Origin of the sequence: Stenotrophomonas sp. TWI819 (genome assembly GCF_039673075.1) — a bacterium.
GTDB classification, from domain to species: Bacteria; Pseudomonadota; Gammaproteobacteria; order Xanthomonadales; family Xanthomonadaceae; genus Stenotrophomonas; species Stenotrophomonas rhizophila_B.
On record NZ_JBDJKY010000011.1, the window covers coordinates 42,742 to 63,467 of the forward strand.

Genomic DNA, 20,726 nt, shown 5'->3' on the forward strand with positions numbered 1-20,726 from the left:
GACAGACGAGCGCGGACAGCCCGCGACGGACAAGCGACAACGTAGGCATGAGGACAGCGACTTCCCGGTCGAGTGCGGACGGACGGCAATGAGGCACGTTCCTGGTGACACCGCAGCAGCGACGCTGCCGGATCACGCGCCGCTAATATACCCTCGTTGCCGCCGGACGCTGTCGCTCCGGCCTGGAGCCTGCCGCGCATGCCCATTATTCCACCGTCCCCCCGGACCAGCTCCCTCCCCGGGACTGCGACGCAGTCGCTGGGTCGCCGTACCGATGCCATGCTGCGTGGCCTGCTGAACATGGTCGGCCTGTTCCATCTGTTGATGGCGGTCTGGATCGCGCTGCGCATGGGCATGGGCCTGGACCTGATGGTGCCGCTCATTGCCGTGCTGCACGCACTGCTGTGCCTGCTCTGCCTGCTGCTGCAGCGTGCAGGGCGTCCGCTTCGCGCGGCCACCCTCTTTGTTGTTGGCCAGATGCTGCTGCTCACCGTGGCCTATGCATACTGGGGGCTGGCGGCACAGTTGCGGTTGCAACTGGTGCTGCTGTTACCGGTCCTGTTCGTGGCGGCGGTGCTGGGCAGGCGTCCGCTGTGGTGGGTCACCGCTTGGCTGTGCCTGCTGATCGTGGTGGGGGCGTGGGTGGATGCCTCCACCTTGATGTTCCGCCCTGATCGGCTCCTGCTCGCGGTGAATGACCTGGCGATATGCATGTTCGCCACCCTGCTGGCTGCCTGGTTGCTGCATCACAGCGTCACCGGCCTGCGTGAGAGCCTGCAGGTCGCGCGGGAGCACGGCCGCGACCTGGCCCGCAAGCGCGATGAGCTGCAGGTGGAGATCCAGGAGAAGGAGCGCTCGCGCGACCAGTTGGTGCACGCGATGAAGATGGAGAACGTCGGTCGCCTCGCCAGCGGCATCGCGCATGACTTCAACCATCTGTTGGCCTTGATCCAGAGCTATATCGCCAAAGCCCGGCGCAGCCAGGCAGGTGAGCTCCAGGTGGCACTGCAGGGGGCCGACGCCGCGGTGCGGCGCGCGACGGCCGTCAGCCGGCGCTTGCTGGATTTCAGCCGGCTGGAGCACAGTCGGCCGCAGCTGCTGGATGTCGCGGCGACGATCACGGCCATGGTACCCACCCTGCAGCAGGTGTTCGACGCGCGGGTGCAGTGCGAGGTCGACAGCGGTCAGGTGCAGTGCCTGATCCATTTCGATCCGGCCCAGCTGGAGTCGATCCTGCTCAGCCTGGCGGTGAATGCCCACCAGGCCATGCCGGAGGGCGGCCATTTCTGCCTGGCGGTCGTGCAGCCCTCGCGTATTGATGAGGTGGTCATCCAGGTCAGTGACAGCGGCCATGGGATGAGCGAGGAGGTGCGTGCACGCTGCCTGGAGCCGTTCTTCACGACCAAGCCGGTCGGGCAGGGGACGGGACTCGGGTTGGCCGTCACGGCCAGCCTGGTCGAGGCGGCCGGAGGACACATCCAGGTGGAGAGCGGCAAGGACCGGGGTACCCGGGTCAGCATCCGTCTGCCGACCCGGCCGCTGGCGGCGGTGCCGGCCTGAACCGGGCCGTGGGCGGGGCCGCCCAGCCGCTACACTGCGGGCTGCTCTCGCGGAAACAACCCTGTGGTTTCTAGCTGGATCCTGCTGCTGGTCTCGGTGGCCTATGCCGCGCTCCTGTTCGGGGTGGCGTGGTGGGGCGACCGTCGGCCGATGTACCCCGACCGCCCGTGGCTGCGCCCGGTGGTCTACAGCCTGGCGCTGGCGGTGTACTGCTCGTCGTGGACGTTCTACGGCGCCGTCGGCACTGCGGTGCGCAACGGCGTGGGCTACCTGCCGATCTACCTGGGGCCGTTGCTGCTGTGGGTGTTCGGCTGGCGCATCATCGAGCGCCTGGCGCTGATCGCACGCAGCCAGAACGTGGTGTCCATCGCCGATTTCATCTCCTCGCGCTTCGGCCGCTCGCGGCGGCTGGCCGCGCTGGTGGCGGTGATCGCGCTGATCGGCATCGTGCCGTACCTGGCCCTGCAGTACAAAGCCGTGGCGATGAGCCTGCAGGTGCTGACCGGCAACGTCGGGCCCACCGGCTTCTTCACCGATCCGGCGCTGTACGTGGCGCTGTTGATGGCCTTGTTCGCCACGTTGTTCGGCACCCGCCAGGTGGATGCCACCGAGCACCACCACGGCATGATGCTGGCGATCGCGCTGGAGTCGATGATCAAGCTGATCGCGATGGTCGCGCTCGGTCTGTTCGCCTACCTGTGGCTCAACGACCGCACCGATGCGGTGATCGAATCGGCGCACACGCTGTTCAGCGGCCTGCCGCCGGTCGGCTTCATTTCGCAGACCCTGCTGAGCTTCCTGGCCATCATCTGCCTGCCGCGCCAGTTCCATGTGGCGGTGGTCGAGTGCGGCGATGTGCGTGACATCCGGCGCGCGCGCTGGATGTTCGGGGCCTACCTGGTGATCATCTCGGCGATGGTGATTCCCATCGCCACGGCGGGCGTGACCCTGTTCGGCACCGGTGGCAGCGTGGCCGACGACAGCATGGTGCTGGCCCTGCCGCTGGCCGAGGGGCGCAAGTTCCTGGCATTGGTCGCCTATGTCGGCGGCTTCTCGGCGGCAACCGGCATGGTCATCGTGGCGTCGATCGCGTTGGCCACCATGGTCAGCAACGACCTGGTGATGCCGGTGCTGCTGCGCCGCAACGACCACCACGAGGACGCGGCGAACGTCGCCTCACGCGTGCTGTGGATCCGGCGCACGGCGATCCTGCTGCTCGCCCTCGTGGCCTACAGCTATTACCGCGGCAGCAGCAATGACAGTACGCTGGCGTCGTATGGGCTGATGGCCTTCGCGGCGGTGGCCCAATTCGCGCCCGGGCTGATCGGCGGCCTGTACTGGCGCGGTGCCAGCCGCCGTGGCGTCGAGGCCGGCATGCTGCTCGGTTTCGGCACCTGGGTCTATACCCTGCTGCTGCCGGCGCTGACGCATGCCGGCTGGATGGATGCGAGCTGGCTGGTGCAGGGCCCGTTCGGTATCGACTGGCTGCAGCCGCAGCACCTGTTCGGAATGAGTGGCTGGGACCCGCTGACCCACGGCACGTTCTGGTCGCTGCTGGTCAACGTGGCCGCGATGGTACTGGTCTCGGTGCGCTGGCGTCCCGGCGTGGACGAGCGGCTGGGCGCGGCGCCCTTCCTGGATCCGTATGCACAGCGGCCGTCGGTCGCCGGTGCGTGGCCGGGCCATGTGCACGTGGGTGACCTGCTGGCGCTGGCCGCGCGCGTGGTGGGTGACCGCCATGCACGGCGCTCGTTCTTTGAGCAGGCGCAATCGCTGGGGCGCGAGCTGCAGGCGTCGGCCCCGGCCGACCGTGCCTGGGTGCAGTTCACCGAACGCCTGCTGGCCGCCTCGATCGGTGCGGCGTCCGCGCGTCTGCTGCTGACCAGCCTGCTGCGCGGCTCGGGCATGGATCTGGGCGAAGTAGTGGCGGTGCTCGATGAAGCCGGCCAGGAACTGCGCTTCAACCGCGAAATCCTGTCGACCACGCTGGAGAACATCAGCGCGGGCGTCAGTGTGGTCGATCCGGACATGCGTCTGACCGCCTGGAACCGCCGCTACCAGCAGATGTTCGGCTATCCCGACGGGATGCTCTACGTGGGCCGCCCGGTCGCAGATCTGATCCGGTACAACGCCGAGCGTGGCGAGCTGGGCGAGGGCGAGATCGAGGTGCAGATCAACCGTCGCATCGGTTACATGCGCGCCGGTTCGCCGCATATCTTCGAGCGCACCCGCAGCGACGGCAAGGTGATCGAAATGCGCGGGCAGGCGCTGCCCGGCGGCGGTTACGTCACCAGCTACAACGACATCACCGACTACAAGCACGCCGAGCGCGCGCTGCTGGAAGCCAACGAAACGCTGGAGCAGCGCGTGGCCGAACGTTCGCACGAGGCGGAGATGGCGCAGCAGTCCAAGACGCGTTTCCTGGCGGCGATCAGCCATGACGTGCTGCAGCCGCTCAACGCCGCGCGCCTGTTCGCTTCTGCGCTGCGTGAGAGCCACCACAACAACGAAGAGCAGCGGCATCTGGCCGAGCGCGTGGATGCGTCACTGCGCGCAGCCGAAGAGCTGCTGGATGGCCTGCTGGACGTTTCCCGGCTGGATGCCGGCGGGCTGCACCCGGTGATCGGCGATTTCGACGTCAGCCTGTTGATGCGCGAACTGGCGGCGCAGTACTCACCCGTCGCCGCCGGCCGTGGCCTGCGCCTGGACCTGTTCGCACGGCCGGCGTGGGTGCGCAGCGATCGCCGCCTGTTGCGCCGCGTGCTGCAGAACTTCCTGGCCAATGCACTGCGCTACACGCGCCAGGGCCGCATCGTGCTGGCGGTGCGGCATCGCGGGCCGGAGGTGGAGCTGCAGGTATGGGATACCGGCCCGGGCATTCCCGAACACCACATGCAGCAGATTTTCGATGAGTTCCATCGCTACCAGCAGCCCTTCGACTGGGGCGAGCAGGGGCTGGGGCTGGGCCTGTCGATCTGCCAGCGCATCTCGCGCCTGCTCGACCACCGCCTCAACGCGCGCAGCCGCGTGGGCAGCGGCAGCATGTTCTCGATCCTGCTGCCGCTGGTGGCCGCACCGGCGCTGCCCAGCGTGACAGCGCTGCCGGCACCCAGCCCGGTCACCCGCACCGATTCGCTGGCGGGCATGCGCGTGCTGTGCGTGGACAACGACCAGGAGATCCTGGATGGCATGCGCGCACTGCTCGGCCGTTGGCAGGTGCAGGTGATCACCGCCAGCACGGTCGACCAGGCACTGGAGAAAGTGGTGGAACGGCCGGATGTGATGCTGGTGGATTACCACCTGCATGACCGCCTGGATGGGCTGGATACCTTGGTGGCCCTGGGCCAGAAGGCCGGGCGTGCGATTCCGGGCGCGCTGCTCACCGCCGATGGCCGCGATGAGCTGAAGCGGATGGCGCGTGACCGCGGTTACCGGTTGCTGACCAAGCCGATCAAGCCGGCCTCGCTGCGTGCTTTCCTGGCCGCCTTCCACGACACCCGCGGCGATCTCTAGCCGCGGGCTGGCGGCGGTCGCCGTGCCCGATCAGGCCACCGCACCGCTGAGGTGTTCGTACAGGATGGTGGAGCCGATGATGATCAGGATCACGCCACCGATGATCTCGGCGCGCTTGCCCACCATGCCGCCCAAGACGCGGCCGAGCATGATCCCGCAGGTCACCATGGTGAGCGTGCACAGGCCGATGACCAGCGCCATGACGCCGATATGCACGTCGAGGAAGGCCAGGCCGATGCCGACCGCCATCGCATCGATGCTGGTCGCGAAACCGGTCATCGCCAGGCGCCAGAAGCCGTGGTGTCTGCTGGTGTCGTCTTCCTCTGCGCCCTCATCGGGGCGCAGGCCGTTTATGATCATGTGCACGCCCAGCGCCCCGAGCAGGCCGAACGCGATCCAGTGATCGAAGGCCTCTACGTACTCCAGCGCAGCGCGACCGAGCAGCCAGCCGATCACCGGGGTGATGCCTTCGATGACACCGAAGATCAGGCCGGCGCGCAATGCATCGGAGAAACATGGCTTGCGCATGGCCGCGCCCTTGCCGATCGCCGCAGCGAAGGCATCGGTGGACATGGCAAAGCCGATCAGCAGGATCGAAACAGGGGACATTGGGGTACGCGGCAGGTCGGGCGATAGCGAGCAACGGACCGCGAACGCGCCCAACCTGTCGTTGCGCACGCGGACCGCTGGTCTCGCCAACCAAGATGGTTGCCCGCACCACGGCGCACTGGCCGAGTATGTTGATACGGGCGATTCCTTCAGCAGGAATCCGGCTACTCCCCAAGGGGACGCGAAGCTTAGCACCGGGGTTGCGGCATGGAGCGTTTACCGGCAATTGCGCAGGTAACGCTGGAATTCATAGCTCCGGCTATAACGCCTACTCTTCTTCGGGCGGCAACACGATCTGTTCGTCGTCGATGGCCAGCTTGCCGGCCATCAGCACCGCCTGGGTGCGGTTGGTGACGCCGAGCTTGCGCAGGATCGCGGTGACGTGGGCCTTGATCGTCGCTTCGGAGACGTTGAGGTCGTAGGCGATCTGCTTGTTGAGGCGGCCGGCACCCAGCATCTGCAGCACCCGGAACTGCTGCGGCGTCAGCTCGCGCAGGCGCTGGCCGATCTCGCGTTCCTCGCGCCCGGTCTGGGGCACGTTGTGCGCTTCCGGTGGGGCCCAGGTCTCGCCATCGAGAATGGTGCCCAGCGCATGGCCGATGGTGTCCGAATCGGCGGATTTGGGGATGAAGCCAAAGGCGCCGTGGTCGAGCGCGCGTCGCATCACCGTCGGTTCCTCACGTGCCGACACCACCACCACCGGCAGCTGCGGGTGCAGGGCACGCATATGCACGAGCGCGTTGAAGCCCTGCGCGCCGGGCATGTTGAGGTCCATCAGGACCAGGTCGGCGTCGGTGTGCTGGTCGGCCAGCTGGTACAGCGCTTCCACGCTGTCCGCTTCGTACAGCTGCACGCCGGGGATGACGCGTTGCACGGCCCCGCGAAGGGCTTCGCGGAACAGCGGGTGGTCATCGGCAATCAGGAGGGTCGTCATGGTGGGGGCCATGTTGCGGAGGCGTGCAGCGACGCAACGAAAAAGTCTATCGAGATGACAGCCCCCTGAGTCAGGGGGCGAAAGGTTACTTCACTTCACTTTGCGTTCTTCCACCAGCGAGGCCACGACCGACGGATCGGCCAGGGTCGAGGTGTCGCCAAGCTGGTCCGGGGCGTTCTCGGCGATCTTGCGCAGGATGCGGCGCATGATCTTGCCCGAGCGCGTTTTCGGCAGGCCCGGCGCCCACTGCAGATGGTCGGGCGCGGCGATCGGACCGATCTCCTTGCGCACCCAGGCCACCAGCTCCTTGTGCAGTTCATCGCTCGGCGTCTCGTCGGCGATCAGCGTCACGTAGGCATAGATGCCCTGGCCCTTGATGTCGTGCGGGAAGCCGACCACGGCCGCTTCGGCCACCTTGGGGTGCGAGACCAGCGCGCTTTCCACTTCGGCGGTGCCGATGCGGTGGCCGGAAACGTTGATCACATCGTCGACGCGGCCGGTGATCCAGTAGTAGCCATCTTCGTCACGACGGCAGCCGTCGCCGGTGAAGTAGCTGCCCGGGTAGGTGCGGAAGTAGGTGTCGATGAAGCGTTGATGGTCGCCGTAGACGGTGCGCATCTGGCCCGGCCACGAATCGCGGATGATCAGGTTGCCTTCGGTGGCCCCCTCCTGGATTTCGCCATCGGCATTGACCAGCGCCGGCTGCACGCCGAAGAAGGGCAGGGTGGCCGAGCCAGGCTTGAGATCGACCGCGCCGGCCAGCGGCGAGATCAGGATGCCGCCGGTTTCGGTCTGCCACCAGGTATCCACGATCGGGCAGCGGCTGTCGCCGACCACCTCGTAGTACCAGCGCCAGGCTTCCGGATTGATCGGCTCGCCAACGCTGCCGAGCAGGCGCAGCGAACTGCGCGAGGTGCGCTTGACCGGTGCATCGCCTTCGCGCATCAACGCGCGGATCGCGGTGGGGGCGGTATAGAAGATGGTGACCTGGTGCTTGTCGATCACGTCCCAGAACCGCGAGGTGTTCGGGAAGTTCGGCACGCCTTCGAACATCACCGAGGTGGCGCCGTTGGCCAGCGGGCCGTACACGATGTAGCTATGGCCGGTGACCCAGCCGACATCGGCCGTGCACCAGTAGATGTCGTCCTCGCGCAGGTCGAATACCGCTTCATGGGTATAGGCCGCGTACAGCAGGTAACCGCCGGTGGTGTGCAGCACGCCCTTGGGCTTGCCGGTGGAGCCGGAGGTGTAGAGGATGAACAACGGATCCTCGGCATTCATGCGCTCGGGCTCGCACTGCGCCGGCTGCGGGTCCACCACATCGTGGAACCAGCGGTCGCGCGGGGCCTGCATGTCCACCGCGCCGCCGGTGTGGCGGACCACCAGCACTGTTTCCACGGTGGTGGTGCCGGGCAGCTTCAACGCCGCATCGACATTGGCTTTGAGCGGAATCTTCTTGCCACCGCGCAGACCTTCGTCGGCGGTGATGATCAGCTTGCTGCCGCAGTCGATGACGCGGTCGGCGATCGAGTTCGGGGCGAAGCCGCCGAACACCACCGAGTGGATCGCACCGATACGCGCGCAGGCCAGCATGGCCACGGCGGCGTCGACGATCATCGGCAGGTAGATGGTGACCCGGTCGCCTTTCTTGACGCCGAGGTTGCGCAGCGCGTTGCCGAGGCGGCAGGTGCGCTCATACAGCTCGCGATAGGTGACGCCCTGGGCCGGTGCATCCGGGCTGTCCGGTTCGAACAGCAGGGCGATCTTGTCGCCGCGTTCATCGAGCTGGCGATCCAGGCAGTTGACGCTGGCGTTGAGCTCGCCATCTTCGAACCACTTGATGCGGAAATCGTCGAGCTGGTAGCTGACGTTCTTGATACGGGTCGGTTTCTTGAACCACTCCAGGCGCTCGGCGGCCTTGCCCCAGAAGGCATCCGGATGCTCCACCGATTCACGGTAGAGCTGCTGGTACGTGTTCTTGTCGATCCGCGATGCCGCGGCGAACGCGGCGTCGACGGGGTAAAGATCAGCCATGGCACCCTCACTTGCACGTTGACTTGGGTTGTGCGGTCGCAACATAAGTGACGACCTCTCCCCCTCAGTTTGCCGCATCCACCCGGCTACGCGGTGTCGAGGTGGTTAGACCATGGTCGAACGCCGTCCACCCCGATATGACAGGGCAGCCAACCCCGGTAGCTCACGACCGTTGGTCGTGAGGCAAGGCGTACCGACCCACGGTCGGTACCTGCGCGGTGCCTGCGGCACCTGCCGGTCGCCTGCCGGCGCCCGGGTCGTACTCGCCCGTTGGGGCGAGTACGACTAATGGCCAATAGCTTCGGTGCGTCAACGCGCCGCACCCTCGGCTCGACCGTGCCCCATGCGCGGCATCACCTTGCCACCCGGGAGAGAGGGCAACATGAGCCACCGTTTGCTGAGGACGACACGCCGGCCGTTGGCCGCTGCCATGTTCGTCGCATTGATCGCGCCAGGCATGGCGTTCGCCGAAACCGCAAAAGAAAGAGCGCTGGAAGCCCGCGTCGTCGAGCTGGAACGCCAGGTCCAGCTGCTGCTGAACAACCAGCAGCAACAGCAGGTCCAGATCAGCCAGGCCCAGACCGATGTCACCGCCGTGCGCACGGTCCAGGCACAGCAACCGGTGGCGGCCACGGTGCCGGCCGGCAAGCAGCCGATCCAGGTCACCACCATCACCCCGGGCGCCGCGCCGGGGACCACGGTCAAGATCGGCGGCTTCATCAAGGCCGATTTCCTCGCCACCCAGACCGGCGACGGTCAGCTTGCCGACGATGCCACCGGCCGCGCGCTGTATCTGCCGGGCCAGACCCCGGTGGCCGGTGCCGGCGGCAGCGGCAAGCGCTCGGACGTGGATTACAACGCCCACGCCAAGTTCTCGCGCTTCAATCTTGGCATCGACAATGTCAGCGAGGCCGGCAACAAGTCCGGTGCGTTCTTCGAGATGGACTTCTTCGGCAACTCGCTGGGCAACCAGACCGCGACCAATACCTACGGTGCGACCCTGCGTCACGCCTACATGTACTGGAACAACTGGATGGCCGGCCAGACCTGGTCGAACTTCATGGACGCGGCCTCGCTGCCGGAAGCCGCCGACTTCGTCGGCCCGACCGATGGTGTGATCTTCGTGCGCCAGGCACAGATCCGCTACACCCAGGGCGGCTTCAGCGTCGCGCTGGAAAACCCGGAAACCACGCTGCTCACCGGCACCCGCAACCCGGTCACCGGCGCGTGGACCAACGTGGCCAGCAACTCCGACCGCGGCGCGCTGCCGGATCTGACCCTGCGTTATGGCTGGAAGGGCGATTGGGGCACCTTCGGTGTCGGCGGCGTGGTCCGTCAGCTCAAGGTCGACAACCAGACCACCGGTGCCGATGCGGACAAGATCGGCGGCGGCCTCACCCTGGGCGGCAAGTGGGTGATGGGCGCGACCGATACGCTGCATTACCAGGTCACCGGTGGCGAAGGCATCGCACGTTACATCGGCCTGGGTGTCACCGCTGATACCGCGTATGACATCGCCCGCGACGAACTCAACCCGACCGGCGTCCTGGCCGGTTACGTCGGCTGGCGCCATGCCTTCACCCCGAAGTTGCGCACCAACCTGATCTACGCGCGCAGCGATTACGACAACGACGGCAGCCTCGGCCCGCTGGTCACCAAGAGCGTGCAGAGCATCCGCGGCAACGTGTTCTACACACCGATGCCCAAGGTCGATGTCGGCGCCGAGCTGATGTATGGCGTGCGCGAGATCGAGGATGGCCGCAAGGGCGATATCAGCCGCCTGCAGTTCACGACGAAATACAGCTTCTAAAAGAAAAAACGATTGCCGGTGTACAGCCGGCACAACACAACGATTGCTTCGGAGGGGAAGCGTCCTATGTCCACCACACCCGCACCAACAAAAGCCCAACTTACCCAGGGACACAAGAAGGTCATCTTCGCGTCCAGCCTGGGTACTGTCTTCGAGTGGTACGACTTCTTCCTGTACGGCTCGCTCGCCGCGATCATCGCCAAGCAGTTCTTCAGCGGCGTCAATGAAACCACGGGCATGATCTTCGCCCTGCTGGCGTTCGCGGCCGGCTTCTTCGTGCGCCCGTTCGGTGCGGCCTTCTTCGGCAGCCTCGGCGACCGTATCGGCCGCAAGTACACCTTCCTGGTCACGATCCTGATCATGGGCATCTCGACCTTCCTGGTCGGCGTGCTGCCCAACTACGCCTCGATCGGTTTCGCCGCCCCGGTGATCCTGATCATCCTGCGTCTGGCCCAGGGCCTGGCGATGGGTGGCGAATACGGGGGTGCCGCGACCTATGTCGCCGAGCATGCACCGGCCGACAAGCGTGGCCTGTACACCAGCTTCATCCAGTGCACCGCGACGCTCGGCCTGTTCATGTCGCTGCTGATCATCCTGGCCTGCCGCTACTTCCTGGGCAATGAAGCGTTCGAAGCCTGGGGCTGGCGTATTCCGTTCCTGGTCTCGATCGTGCTGCTGGGCATCTCGGTGTGGATCCGCCTGCAGCTGAGCGAATCCCCGCTGTTCCAGCAGATGAAGGCCGAAGGCAAGGGCTCCAAGACCCCGTTCCGTGACAGCCTCAAGGACGGCAACCTCAAGCTGATGCTGCTGGTCCTGCTCGGTGCCGCAGCCGGTCAGGCCGTGGTGTGGTACGGCGGCCAGTTCTACGCGCTGTTCTTCCTGAGCAGCATGCTCAAGGTCGACGCCACCACCTCCTACCTGCTGATCGCCGCAGCGCTGGCGCTGGGCGTGCCGTTCTTCATCTTCTTCGGCTGGCTGTCCGACCGTATCGGCCGCAAGAAGATCATCCTGGCCGGCTGTCTGCTGGCTGCGATCACCTACATCCCGATCTTCAAGGGCCTGACCCACTTCGCCAACCCGGCCATCGAAGAAGCCCGCACCAACTCGCCGGCGCTGGTCAATGCTGATCCGAACACCTGCTCGTTCCAGTTCGATCCGGTCGGCCTGCGCAAGTTCACCAGCTCCTGCGACGTGGCCACCGCGGCCCTGACCAAGGCCGGTGTGCCCTATGAAGTGAAGCCGGCACCGGCCGGTACGCTGGCAACGGTATCGGTGGGCAGCGCCGAGGTGACCTCGTACGAGGCTGCCGGCCTGACCAAGGAAGAGCTCAAGGCCAAGGGCGATGCCTTCGGTGGCGAGCTGAAGGGCGCGCTCAGCACCGCCGGCTACCCGGCCAAGGCGGACAACGCGCGCATCAACATCCCCGGCACGATCTTCATGCTGTGGCTGCTGGTGCTGTACGTGACCATGGTCTACGGCCCGATCGCCGCCTACCTGGTCGAGCTGTTCCCGACGCGTATCCGCTACACCTCGATGTCGCTGCCGTACCACATCGGCAACGGCTGGTTCGGTGGCTTCCTGCCAGCGATTTCCTTCGCGCTGGTGGCCGGTACCGGCAACCTCTACTACGGCCTGTGGTACCCGATCATCATCGCGTTGATGACGGTCGTGGTCGGCGGCCTGTTCCTGCATGAAACCAAGGATGTGGACATCACCAAGTAACGGTGATCCACACGGCAAGACGAAGGGGCCGCGATGCAGATCGCGGCCCTTTCTGTGTCCGGGTTAGTGCCGGCCGGCACTACCCTGACCCGCTCTCACGCAGCCTGCCGCTATAGTCGGCCCATGAGCGATGCCCACACCGATCCCGCTGCACTGCCCGAGATCCTGCAGACCCTGCGCACCGCCTGGCAGGCCAACCGCCCGACGCTGGAACAGCGCCGCGATGACCTGCAGCGCCTGCGCGCTGCCCTCAAGGCGCGCCTGCCGGACATGGCCGCGGCGATCTCGGCCGATTTCGGCCACCGCTCCACCGACGAATCACTGATCGCCGATGGCATGACCGTGCTCGGCGACATCGATCATCTGTGCGGCCATCTGCGCGGCTGGATGCGGCCGCGCCGGGTCGGTGTCGGCTGGCGGTTCTGGCCGGCGCGCGCGCAGACCCGCCCGGTGCCGCTGGGCGTGGTCGGTGTGATCTCACCCTGGAACTACCCGGTCAATCTGGCGCTGATTCCGCTGGCCACCGCGATCGCCGCCGGCAACCACGTGATCCTCAAGCCGTCCGAGCACACCCCCCGCACCAGCGCCTTCCTGCAGTCGCTGCTGACCGACGTCTTCCCCTCGGATCGCGTGGCGGTCGTGCAGGGCGATGGAGACCTCGCCGGCGCCCTGGCCGGCTCGCCGCTGGACCACCTGGTGTTCACTGGCTCCACCACCATCGGCCGCAAGGTCATGGCGGCCGCCGCCGAGCACCTGACCCCGCTCACGCTGGAGTTGGGCGGCAAATCCCCGGCCATTGTCTGCAGCGACTACCCGTTGGAGAAGGCCGCCGCGCGCCTGGCCACCGGCAAGTTCTTCAATGCCGGCCAGACCTGCATCGCGCCGGACTACGTGCTGATCGACGGCCATCGCCAGCGCGAGCTGGTGCAGCAGCTGCAGACCCAGGTGCAGGCGCGCTATGGCGATTTCAGCGACGCCGCCGATTACACCCGGATCATCCACGACGGCCAGTACCAGCGCCTGCGCGGCTATCTCGAGGAGGCCCGCGCGCGGGGCGTGCCGGTGATCGAACTGGCCACGGTCGATCCCGAGCGTGCGCAGCGCGAGCGGCTGATCGTGCCGACCATCGTGCTCGATCCGCCGGCCGATCTGGCGCTGATGCGCGAGGAGATTTTCGGCCCGATCCTGCCGGTCTGCGCGTATCCGGATCTGGACGCCGCCATCGCGGCGGTGCAGTCACGTGACCGCCCGTTGGCGCTGTACGTCTTCAGTCACGAGCGTAGGCAGGTGGAACGGGTGCTGGCGCAGGTCGTGGCCGGCGGCGTCACCGTCAACGACACGCTGCTGCATTTTGCGGTCAATGGGCTGCCGTTCGGCGGCGTTGGCCCGAGTGGCATGGGCGCCTATCACGCGCGCGCCGGTTTCGATGCGATGAGCAAGCAGCTGCCCATCCTGTGGCAGTCGCGCTGGGCCGCCAGCGATCTGCTCAAGCCGCCGTATTCGAAGATCGCCGGAATGTTGAAGGCGATGGTGCGGTAGGGGCCGCCGACGAAGGCGCGCCCCACAGGTAGAATGCCCGCATGAAAATCGCCTCCTGGAACGTCAACTCGCTCAACGTGCGCCTGCCGCACCTGGAACAATGGCTCACGGCGTTCGCGCCGGATGTGGTCGGCATCCAGGAAACCAAGATGGAGGACCACAAGTTCCCCGACGCGGTGCTGGCCGGGCTGGGCTACCGCAGCGTGTTTGCCGGGCAGAAGACCTACAACGGCGTCGCGCTGCTCTCGCGCGAGTCGGCGCAGGACGTGCAGATCGGCATCCCCGGCTTCGAGGATGAACAGAAGCGTGCCATCGCCGGTACCGTCAACGGCGTGCGCATCATCAACCTGTACGTGGTCAACGGCCAGGACGTGGGCACCGACAAGTACGCCTACAAGCTGCGCTGGCTCGAGGCCGTGCATGCCTGGGTCGAGGCCGAGTTGGCCCGGTACCCGGAGCTGGTGGTGATGGGTGACTTCAACATCGCGCCCGATGCCCGCGACGTGCACGACCCGCTGGTCTGGAACGAGAACCACATCCTGACCTCCACCGCCGAGCGCGGCGCCCTGAACAAGCTGCTGCAGCTGGGCCTGCACGATGCCTTCCGCCTGCACAGCGAGGAAGAGGGCGTGTTCAGCTGGTGGGACTACCGGGCGGCCGGCTTCCGTCGCAACCTCGGCCTGCGCATCGACCTGACCCTGGTCTCCGACGCGCTCAAGGCGCGCGCGCTGGCCTCGGGCATCGACCGTGAGCCGCGTACCTGGGAGCGCCCCAGTGACCATGCCCCGGCCTGGGTGCAGTTGGGCTGATCGTGGAAACAACAAGGCCCGGCAGTGCCGGGCCTTGTTGATCAAACGGGGTACGTGCGTTTGTTACCGCACGTTTCTGCGCGTAAACAGATTCACGATCGCGAGCAGGATCACTGCGCCGATCAACGAGAACAGGAACGTGCGGATGGTGATCGCTTCATTGATGCCACCGCCGAACAGCCAACCGGCCAGCAATGCGCCGACGATGCCGACTACGATGTTGAGGATGATGCCTTGCTGCGCGTCCCGCTTCATGATGATGCTGGCAAGCCAGCCCACGATGCCGCCGACGATCAACCAGATGATGATGCCCATAACGTTGACTCCCTCTGTGCGGTTGCAACCCCTGCAGTGGACGGCACACCCTGTGAAATCGTCGTGCAGCCGCGATGGCGGAGCCGTGGCATGACCCTGCCAGCGACGCTGGACGGCCCTTGGCGCTTCGGCCCGGTCACGGTCTGGCGCCTGCCGCATGTGCCGGGCACCCGGGGCGAGCCCCAGGCCCGGGTGCTGCTGGCCGAGCAGCTGGGCGGGGCGCCGGATGAGCTGCCGCTGCAGCGCGACCCGCGCGGCCGGCCAGAGCTGCATGGCCCGTTGGCGCATATCGGCACCGGCTGGAGCCACAGCCACGGGCAGCTGCTGGTCGCCCTCGGTGAAGGCGTCCGCCTCGGCGTGGACCTGGAGCCGCTGCGCCCGCGCCCACGGATGCTGGACATCGTGCAGCGCTTCTTCCACCCGGCCGAGATCGCCTGGCTGGAATCGCTGGACGAGAACGCCCGCAACCATTGGTTCTTCCGCGTGTGGTGTGCCAAGGAAGCGCTGTTGAAGGCGCAGGGGCAGGGCATCTCCTTCGGTCTGCACCGGCTGCAGCTCGCGCCCGGCATCGACGGTGGCCTGCACCTGGCCTGGTGCGACCCGGAGCTGGGACCGGCCGAGCGCTGGCACCTGCATGAGTGGCAGGCAGCCGACGAATTCCGGGCCGCGCTGGCCTGGCATGCCATGTGAGATGGGGCGCCGACCCGCGGTCGGCGCTACCGACCTGCGATAATGGTGCCATGACAGAACACACCCTCCCCGCTGGCGTGGCCGACGCGCTTGAGCGCGGCCTGGCCGCCATGCAGCTGGATGCCGCGCTGGCACCGCCGCTGCTGACCTACCTGACCCTGCTCGATCGCTGGAACCGTACGTACAACCTGACGGCCATCCGCGATCCGCTGGAGATGGTGACCCGCCACCTGCTCGATTCGCTGGCGATGCAGCCGTTCCTGGAGACCGGCACCCTGGCCGATCTGGGCACCGGCCCCGGGCTGCCGGGCATTCCGCTGGCGATCGCGCGCCCGCAGCTGCAGGTGACCCTGGTCGAGAGCAACGGCAAGAAAGCCCGCTTCATGCGCGAGGCCGTGCGCCAGCTGGGCCTGGGCAACGCCCGCGTAGCCGAGTCGCGTGCCGAGGCGCTGGCCGAACCGTCCGCCTACGACCATCTGACCGCCCGCGCGATGGATACCCTGGCCGGGATCATCCGGGTCGGTGGGCATCTGCTGCGCCCGGGCGGCCGCCTGCTGGCGATGAAAGGCGTGTACCCGCACGACGAGATCGCGCAGCTGCCGGCCGGGTGGGCGGTGGAGAAGGTGGTGCCGCTGAGCGTCCCCGGGTTGACCGGCGAGCGCCATCTGGTGGTGGTTACCGGCCCGTGAGCCGGTGACCTCGGCGAGCGCAGCGCCCGCCCCAGCAGCGTTCCGATCCCCTCCTGCGGTGGCCTCACGTGGCGCCGTCGGCGTGCCCGTGGGCGTCGCTGCGGCATTGCGGCGCGTGCCTGCCGCGCATCTCACAGTGCATGACACGCCCCATATACGCATAATGACCAGTCCCACTCCCTGCCGATGAGGCTCACCCGCATGGCCCGCATCATCGCCATCGCCAACCAGAAAGGTGGCGTCGGCAAGACCACGACCGCCGTCAATCTGGCCGCCTCCCTGGCTGCTGCACCCAAGCGCGTGCTTCTTGTCGACCTCGATTCCCAAGGCAATGCGACCATGGGCAGCGGCGTGGACAAGCGCGAAGTCGCCGCCTCCACCTGTGATCTGCTGCTGGGCGAAAGCACCGCGGCCGAGGTCCGGGTCAAGACCCCGGAAGGTTTCGACCTGCTCCCGGGCAACATCGACCTGACCGCCGCCGAGATCCAGCTGATGGACCAGAGCGAGCGCGAGCAGCGCCTCAAGCGCGCGCTGGCGCCGATCCGCGACGAATACGACTACATCCTGATCGACTGCCCGCCGGCGCTGTCGCTGCTGACGCTCAACGCGCTGGCCGCCGCCGATTCGGTGATCGTGCCGATGCAGTGCGAGTACTACGCGCTGGAAGGCCTGAGCGCGTTGGTGGAAACCATCGAAGCGCTGCGTGCCAACCTCAATCCCGCGCTGGAGATCGAGGGTGTGCTGCGGACCATGTTCGATGTGCGCAACAACCTGGCCAATGCCGTGTCGGCCGAGCTGACCGAGCACTTCGGCGAGCAGGTGTTCCGCACCATCGTGCCGCGCAACGTGCGCCTGGCCGAGGCGCCCAGCCATGGCCAGAGCATCGTCGGGTACGACCGTGCCTCGCGCGGTGGCGTTGCCTATCTCGGCCTGGCTGGCGAGATCATCCGTCGCAACAACCAACGCAAGAAGGCCGACAAGGCCATGGAGACCGCCTGATGAGCACCAAGCCTGCCCTCGGCAAGAAACGCGGCCTCGGCCGTGGCCTCGACGCGCTGTTGGGGCCCAAGGGGGCAGTGACACAGGTGCAGGCAGCCGCCGTGGTCGAACCGCAGCCGGGCGAACGCCTGCGCAAGCTGCCGGTCGGTCACCTGCAGCCGGGCAAGTACCAGCCGCGCCGCGACATGGACGAGACCAAGCTCGCCGAGCTGGCCGAGTCGATCAAGTCGCAGGGCGTGATCCAGCCGATCCTGGTCCGCCAGCTGGGCCCGGACAGCTTCGAGATCGTGGCCGGCGAACGCCGCTGGCGTGCCTCGCAGCTGGCCGGTCTGGATGAAGTGCCGGTGGTGGTGCGCGAGCTGGAAGACCGCACCGTCATCGCGATGGCGCTGATCGAGAACATCCAGCGCGAAGACCTCAACCCGCTCGAAGAAGCCGAAGCGCTGCAGCGGCTGATCAGCGAGTTCGCCCTGACCCATGCCGAAGCCGCGCAGGCCGTCGGCCGCTCGCGTGCGGCGGTGTCCAATCTGCTGCGTCTGCTGGAGCTGCCGATCGCCATCCGCCTGCTGCTGGAAACCCGGCGGCTGGAAATGGGTCATGCCCGCGCGCTGCTCACCTTGGCGCCGGAACTGGCCAGCAAGCTGGCCCAGGAAGCGGCCGATCAGGGCTGGTCGGTGCGCGAAGTGGAACACCGTGCGCAGCAGTTCGCGGCCGGCAAGGTGCCCGGCGCGCTGCGCAAGAAGCCCGCTGCCGCGGCGCCGCAGGCGGATATCGCCTCGCTGGAGACCGAACTGTCCGAGTCGCTGGGTACCCGCGTGGCGATCGCCCACGGCCGTGGCGGCAAGGGCAAGCTGATCATCCATTACACCGACCTGGACACGCTGGATGGCGTGCTCGACCGACTTCGCGCACAGAAGGGCTGAGTCCCCCGCAGGCGTCAGAGGATTTCCCCCAACCAATGAACCCCACCAAGGTCGACCGCAACCATCTGTTGCGTCTGACCGACCTGCCGAATGTCGGGCCGGCCTGTGAGAAAGATCTCCGTCTGATCGGCATCCGCGTGCCAGCGCATCTGCGCGGTCGCGATGCCTACGACATGTACGCGCAGCTGTGTCTGCGCACCGGGGTGATGCACGACCCCTGTGTGATCGATGTATTTCTGTCGGTGCTGCGTTTCATGCAGGGCGAGGCGCCGCGGCCGTGGTGGGATTTCAGCAAGGAACGCAAGGCCACCCTGGCCAAGGAAGCGCCGCTCAGCCTCTGGTGAGGCAGGCCACCGGGACGCGCGGATCGCCACGCGGGCGTCCCGGGCACGCACTGTATTGATACGTGGCTGCATGACGGACAGACCCCATGACGATTCTCGTGACCGGCGCGGCCGGTTTCATCGGCGCCAACACCTGCAAGGCCCTGCTTGAGCGCGGTGAGCGCGTCGTCGGCCTGGACAACTACAACGACTACTACGACCCGCAGATCAAGCGCGATCGCGTGGCCGCGCTGTGCCCGGACGCCGACATCCGCGTGCTCGATCTGACCGACCGCGACGGCCTGGCCGCACTGTTCGATGAGGTCCAACCGACCCGGGTCATCCACCTGGCCGCACAGGCCGGCGTGCGTTACTCGCTGGAGAACCCGCATGCCTACGTCGACAGCAACCTGACCGGCTTCGTCAACATGCTGGAGCTGTGCCGCCATCGCGGCGTGGCCCATCTGGTGTATGCCTCCAGCAGTTCGGTATACGGCGATTCGGCGACCCCGCCGTTCTCCGAAGACCAGCGTATCGACAAGCCGCGCTCGCTGTATGCCGCGACCAAGGCCGCCAACGAGCTGATGGCCTACACCTACGCACAGCTGTTCGGCCTGCACGCCACCGGCCTGCGTTTCTTCACCGTGTACGGCCCGTGGGGCCGCCCGGACATGGCACCGCTGCTGTTCTCGCGCGCGGTGCTGGCCGGCCGCCCCATCGACGTGTTCAACGACGGCAAGATGCAGCGCGACTTCACACATGTCTCCGACATCGTCGATGGCATCCTCGGGGCGCTGGCGCATCCGTCCCGCGAGACGGTCCCGCACCGGGTGTTCAACCTCGGCAACCACACGCCGATCGAGCTGGAACATTTCATCGGGGTCATCGAGGCGGCGGCCGGACGCCCGGCGCAGAAGGTCTACAAGCCGATGCAGCCCGGCGACATGGTCCGCACCATGGCCGATACCACCCGCGCGCATGACGCTTTCGGCTATGCGCCGGCGATGCCGATCGAGCGCGGTCTGCCGCCCGTGGTGGCCTGGTGCCGCGAGTATTTCGGCGATCACGCCTGACACACACACGCCGATTCATCTTCGGATAACCTCGGGCGCGGAGAATGCGCGCTCTTTTTCGATCCTGGCCATTCGCAGAGCCCGACCATGAGCCAACCCCAGTTGTCGGTCGTCGTCCCGGTCTTCAATGAACGCGACAACGTCACGCCCCTGATCAACGAGATCACCACCGCACTGCGTGGGCAGATCGATTTCGAAATCGTCTATATCGACGACCACTCGCGCGACGACACCCTGGCGGTGCTGCAGGCCCTGAAGGCCGTCACGCCGGAGCTGCGGGTGCTGCACCACGTGACCCAGAGCGGGCAGAGCACCGCGGTACGCAACGGCGTCAAGCACGCGCGTGCGCCGTGGATCGCCACCCTGGACGGCGACGGCCAGAACGACCCGGCCGACATCCCCAAGCTGCTCGCTGCACGGGCCGCCGCCGCCACCGAGGTCAAGCTGTTCGCCGGGTGGCGGGTGAATCGCCAGGATTCGGGCAGCAAGCGCTGGGCCAGCAAGTGGGCCAATGCGATCCGCGCCCGCATGCTGCGCGATGACACGCCCGATACCGGTTGCGGCATCAAGCTGTTCGAGCGCGCCGCGTTCCTGGATCTGCCGTACTTCGACCACATGCACCGCTACCTGCCGGCGCTGATGCAGCGGGCCGGCTGGCAGACCACCAGCGTGCCGGTCAATCACCGTCACCGCACCGCCGGGGTCTCCAAGTACAACAACCTCGGCCGCGCCCTGGTCGGCATCCGCGACCTGCGCGGGGTGGCCTGGTTGATCACGCGCAGCAAGCGCACCGCCGTGGAAGAACGCTGATGGAACTGCATTGGCTCGATCAGCCGCTCACCTGGTTGTACTGGACCGGCCTGCATGTGACCGGCTGGAAGCTCATCGGCTACACCGGCGCGCTGATGTTCGGCGGCCGCTGGCTGGTCCAGTTCGTGGCTTCGCGCCGCGCCGGCAAGCCGGTGATCCCGCGCCTGTTCTGGTACATGAGCGTGGTCGGCAGCCTGATGACGCTGAGCTACTTCCTGTTCTCGGCCAAGCAGGACTCGGTGGGCGTGCTGCAGAACCTGTTCCCGGCCTTCACCGCGTTGTACAGCCTGAAGCTGGATATCGCGCACCGTGGGTGGAAGCGGGACAAGGCGACGCACTAGGGTCGCGCAGGACTTTTGATCCATGCACCGCGC

General features: G+C 66.8%; 18 protein-coding genes. 14 read left to right on the plus strand and 4 right to left on the minus strand.

The genetic code is table 11. From position 1 onward, the window contains the following. The first annotated feature begins 198 nt into the window (after positions 1-198). Positions 199-1,560, plus strand: a complete 1,362-nt coding sequence (locus ABE463_RS14730) for an ATP-binding protein (protein ID WP_346468675.1) — start codon at positions 199-201, stop codon at positions 1,558-1,560. A 63-nt stretch (positions 1,561-1,623) separates the two neighbouring features. Continuing rightward, positions 1,624-5,073, plus strand: coding sequence for a PAS domain-containing hybrid sensor histidine kinase/response regulator (locus tag ABE463_RS14735; protein ID WP_259261921.1), 3,450 nt, complete (start codon positions 1,624-1,626; stop codon positions 5,071-5,073). A gap of 30 nt (positions 5,074-5,103) precedes the next feature. Here ABE463_RS14735 and ABE463_RS14740 read toward each other — a convergent pair whose 3' ends face one another. The 3 genes from ABE463_RS14740 to acs form a co-directional block, all read right to left on the minus strand. Next, positions 5,104-5,682 carry a manganese efflux pump MntP family protein gene (locus ABE463_RS14740; protein WP_346468676.1) on the minus strand — a complete coding sequence of 193 codons (579 nt, stop codon included), beginning with the start codon at positions 5,680-5,682 and terminating at the stop codon, positions 5,104-5,106. A 268-nt stretch (positions 5,683-5,950) separates the two neighbouring features. Beyond that, positions 5,951-6,616 carry a response regulator transcription factor gene (locus ABE463_RS14745; protein WP_121040978.1) on the minus strand — a complete coding sequence of 222 codons (666 nt, stop codon included), beginning with the start codon at positions 6,614-6,616 and terminating at the stop codon, positions 5,951-5,953. Between the two features lie 90 nt (positions 6,617-6,706). Beyond that, positions 6,707-8,650, minus strand: coding sequence for an acetate--CoA ligase (gene acs / locus ABE463_RS14750; protein ID WP_346468677.1), 1,944 nt, complete (start codon positions 8,648-8,650; stop codon positions 6,707-6,709). A 382-nt stretch (positions 8,651-9,032) separates the two neighbouring features. Between acs and ABE463_RS14755 the strand changes: the two genes are divergently transcribed. The 4 genes from ABE463_RS14755 (at position 9,033) to xth (ending at position 14,530) form a co-directional block, all read left to right on the plus strand. After that, complete coding sequence (locus tag ABE463_RS14755) at positions 9,033-10,460, plus strand: DcaP family trimeric outer membrane transporter (protein WP_346468678.1); 1,428 nt, start codon at positions 9,033-9,035, stop codon at positions 10,458-10,460. Positions 10,461-10,526: 66 nt separating this feature from the next. Then, positions 10,527-12,182: an MFS transporter gene (locus ABE463_RS14760; protein ID WP_123729789.1), complete on the plus strand. Its 1,656-nt coding sequence runs from the start codon at positions 10,527-10,529 to the stop codon at positions 12,180-12,182. Positions 12,183-12,305: 123 nt separating this feature from the next. Beyond that, a complete protein-coding gene (locus ABE463_RS14765; protein WP_346468679.1) occupies positions 12,306-13,721 on the plus strand; it encodes a coniferyl aldehyde dehydrogenase in 1,416 nt (471 codons plus the stop codon). 41 nt (positions 13,722-13,762) lie between these two features. Beyond that, positions 13,763-14,530, plus strand: a complete 768-nt coding sequence (gene xth / locus ABE463_RS14770) for an exodeoxyribonuclease III (RefSeq protein ID WP_346468680.1) — start codon at positions 13,763-13,765, stop codon at positions 14,528-14,530. 63 nt (positions 14,531-14,593) lie between these two features. On the opposite strand, the gene ABE463_RS14775 is transcribed toward xth, so the two are convergent. Beyond that, entirely contained in the window at positions 14,594-14,845 is a 252-nt protein-coding gene (locus ABE463_RS14775; protein ID WP_123729793.1) for a GlsB/YeaQ/YmgE family stress response membrane protein, read from the minus strand. Positions 14,846-14,935: 90 nt separating this feature from the next. On the opposite strand from ABE463_RS14775, the gene ABE463_RS14780 reads away from it, so the two are divergent. From ABE463_RS14780 to ABE463_RS14815, 8 genes are all read left to right on the plus strand, one after another. Then, positions 14,936-15,535: a 4'-phosphopantetheinyl transferase superfamily protein gene (locus ABE463_RS14780; RefSeq protein WP_346468681.1), complete on the plus strand. Its 600-nt coding sequence runs from the start codon at positions 14,936-14,938 to the stop codon at positions 15,533-15,535. 50 nt (positions 15,536-15,585) lie between these two features. Then, on the plus strand, positions 15,586-16,224 hold the full coding sequence (gene rsmG / locus ABE463_RS14785; RefSeq protein ID WP_346468682.1) for a 16S rRNA (guanine(527)-N(7))-methyltransferase RsmG: 639 nt from the start codon (positions 15,586-15,588) through the stop codon (positions 16,222-16,224). 201 nt (positions 16,225-16,425) lie between these two features. After that, positions 16,426-17,223 carry a ParA family protein gene (locus ABE463_RS14790; protein ID WP_019185613.1) on the plus strand — a complete coding sequence of 266 codons (798 nt, stop codon included), beginning with the start codon at positions 16,426-16,428 and terminating at the stop codon, positions 17,221-17,223. Beyond that, a complete protein-coding gene (locus ABE463_RS14795) occupies positions 17,223-18,146 on the plus strand; it encodes a ParB/RepB/Spo0J family partition protein (RefSeq protein WP_259261933.1) in 924 nt (307 codons plus the stop codon). Before ABE463_RS14790 ends, ABE463_RS14795 begins: the two co-directional genes overlap by 1 nt. Positions 18,147-18,181: 35 nt before the next feature. Beyond that, entirely contained in the window at positions 18,182-18,490 is a 309-nt protein-coding gene (locus ABE463_RS14800) for a helix-hairpin-helix domain-containing protein (RefSeq protein ID WP_019185615.1), read from the plus strand. Between the two features lie 86 nt (positions 18,491-18,576). Beyond that, positions 18,577-19,542, plus strand: a complete 966-nt coding sequence (locus ABE463_RS14805) for an SDR family NAD(P)-dependent oxidoreductase (protein ID WP_259261935.1) — start codon at positions 18,577-18,579, stop codon at positions 19,540-19,542. 87 nt (positions 19,543-19,629) lie between these two features. Then, positions 19,630-20,352, plus strand: coding sequence for a glycosyltransferase family 2 protein (locus ABE463_RS14810; RefSeq protein ID WP_346468683.1), 723 nt, complete (start codon positions 19,630-19,632; stop codon positions 20,350-20,352). After that, complete coding sequence (locus tag ABE463_RS14815) at positions 20,352-20,693, plus strand: lipid-A-disaccharide synthase N-terminal domain-containing protein (protein WP_121040949.1); 342 nt, start codon at positions 20,352-20,354, stop codon at positions 20,691-20,693. The genes ABE463_RS14810 and ABE463_RS14815 overlap by 1 nt, the downstream gene beginning before the upstream one ends. Positions 20,694-20,726 lie beyond the last annotated feature (33 nt).

What these genes read in the sequence shown, in the direction of transcription:
- ABE463_RS14775 (WP_123729793.1), bottom strand. Translation starts at nt 14,845, where the DNA reads ATGGGCATCATCATCTGGTTGATCGTCGGCGGCATCGTGGGCTGGCTT.
- ABE463_RS14740 (WP_346468676.1), bottom strand. Translation starts at nt 5,682, where the DNA reads ATGTCCCCTGTTTCGATCCTGCTGATCGGCTTTGCCATGTCCACCGAT.
- xth (WP_346468680.1), top strand. Translation starts at nt 13,763, where the DNA reads ATGAAAATCGCCTCCTGGAACGTCAACTCGCTCAACGTGCGCCTGCCG.
- ABE463_RS14730 (WP_346468675.1), top strand. Translation starts at nt 199, where the DNA reads ATGCCCATTATTCCACCGTCCCCCCGGACCAGCTCCCTCCCCGGGACT.
- ABE463_RS14800 (WP_019185615.1), top strand. Translation starts at nt 18,182, where the DNA reads ATGAACCCCACCAAGGTCGACCGCAACCATCTGTTGCGTCTGACCGAC.
- ABE463_RS14755 (WP_346468678.1), top strand. Translation starts at nt 9,033, where the DNA reads ATGAGCCACCGTTTGCTGAGGACGACACGCCGGCCGTTGGCCGCTGCC.
- ABE463_RS14790 (WP_019185613.1), top strand. Translation starts at nt 16,426, where the DNA reads ATGGCCCGCATCATCGCCATCGCCAACCAGAAAGGTGGCGTCGGCAAG.
- ABE463_RS14780 (WP_346468681.1), top strand. Translation starts at nt 14,936, where the DNA reads ATGACCCTGCCAGCGACGCTGGACGGCCCTTGGCGCTTCGGCCCGGTC.
- ABE463_RS14745 (WP_121040978.1), bottom strand. Translation starts at nt 6,616, where the DNA reads ATGACGACCCTCCTGATTGCCGATGACCACCCGCTGTTCCGCGAAGCC.
- ABE463_RS14810 (WP_346468683.1), top strand. Translation starts at nt 19,630, where the DNA reads ATGAGCCAACCCCAGTTGTCGGTCGTCGTCCCGGTCTTCAATGAACGC.
- ABE463_RS14815 (WP_121040949.1), top strand. Translation starts at nt 20,352, where the DNA reads ATGGAACTGCATTGGCTCGATCAGCCGCTCACCTGGTTGTACTGGACC.
- acs (WP_346468677.1), bottom strand. Translation starts at nt 8,650, where the DNA reads ATGGCTGATCTTTACCCCGTCGACGCCGCGTTCGCCGCGGCATCGCGG.
- ABE463_RS14805 (WP_259261935.1), top strand. Translation starts at nt 18,577, where the DNA reads ATGACGATTCTCGTGACCGGCGCGGCCGGTTTCATCGGCGCCAACACC.
- ABE463_RS14765 (WP_346468679.1), top strand. Translation starts at nt 12,306, where the DNA reads ATGAGCGATGCCCACACCGATCCCGCTGCACTGCCCGAGATCCTGCAG.
- ABE463_RS14795 (WP_259261933.1), top strand. Translation starts at nt 17,223, where the DNA reads ATGAGCACCAAGCCTGCCCTCGGCAAGAAACGCGGCCTCGGCCGTGGC.
- ABE463_RS14760 (WP_123729789.1), top strand. Translation starts at nt 10,527, where the DNA reads ATGTCCACCACACCCGCACCAACAAAAGCCCAACTTACCCAGGGACAC.
- rsmG (WP_346468682.1), top strand. Translation starts at nt 15,586, where the DNA reads ATGACAGAACACACCCTCCCCGCTGGCGTGGCCGACGCGCTTGAGCGC.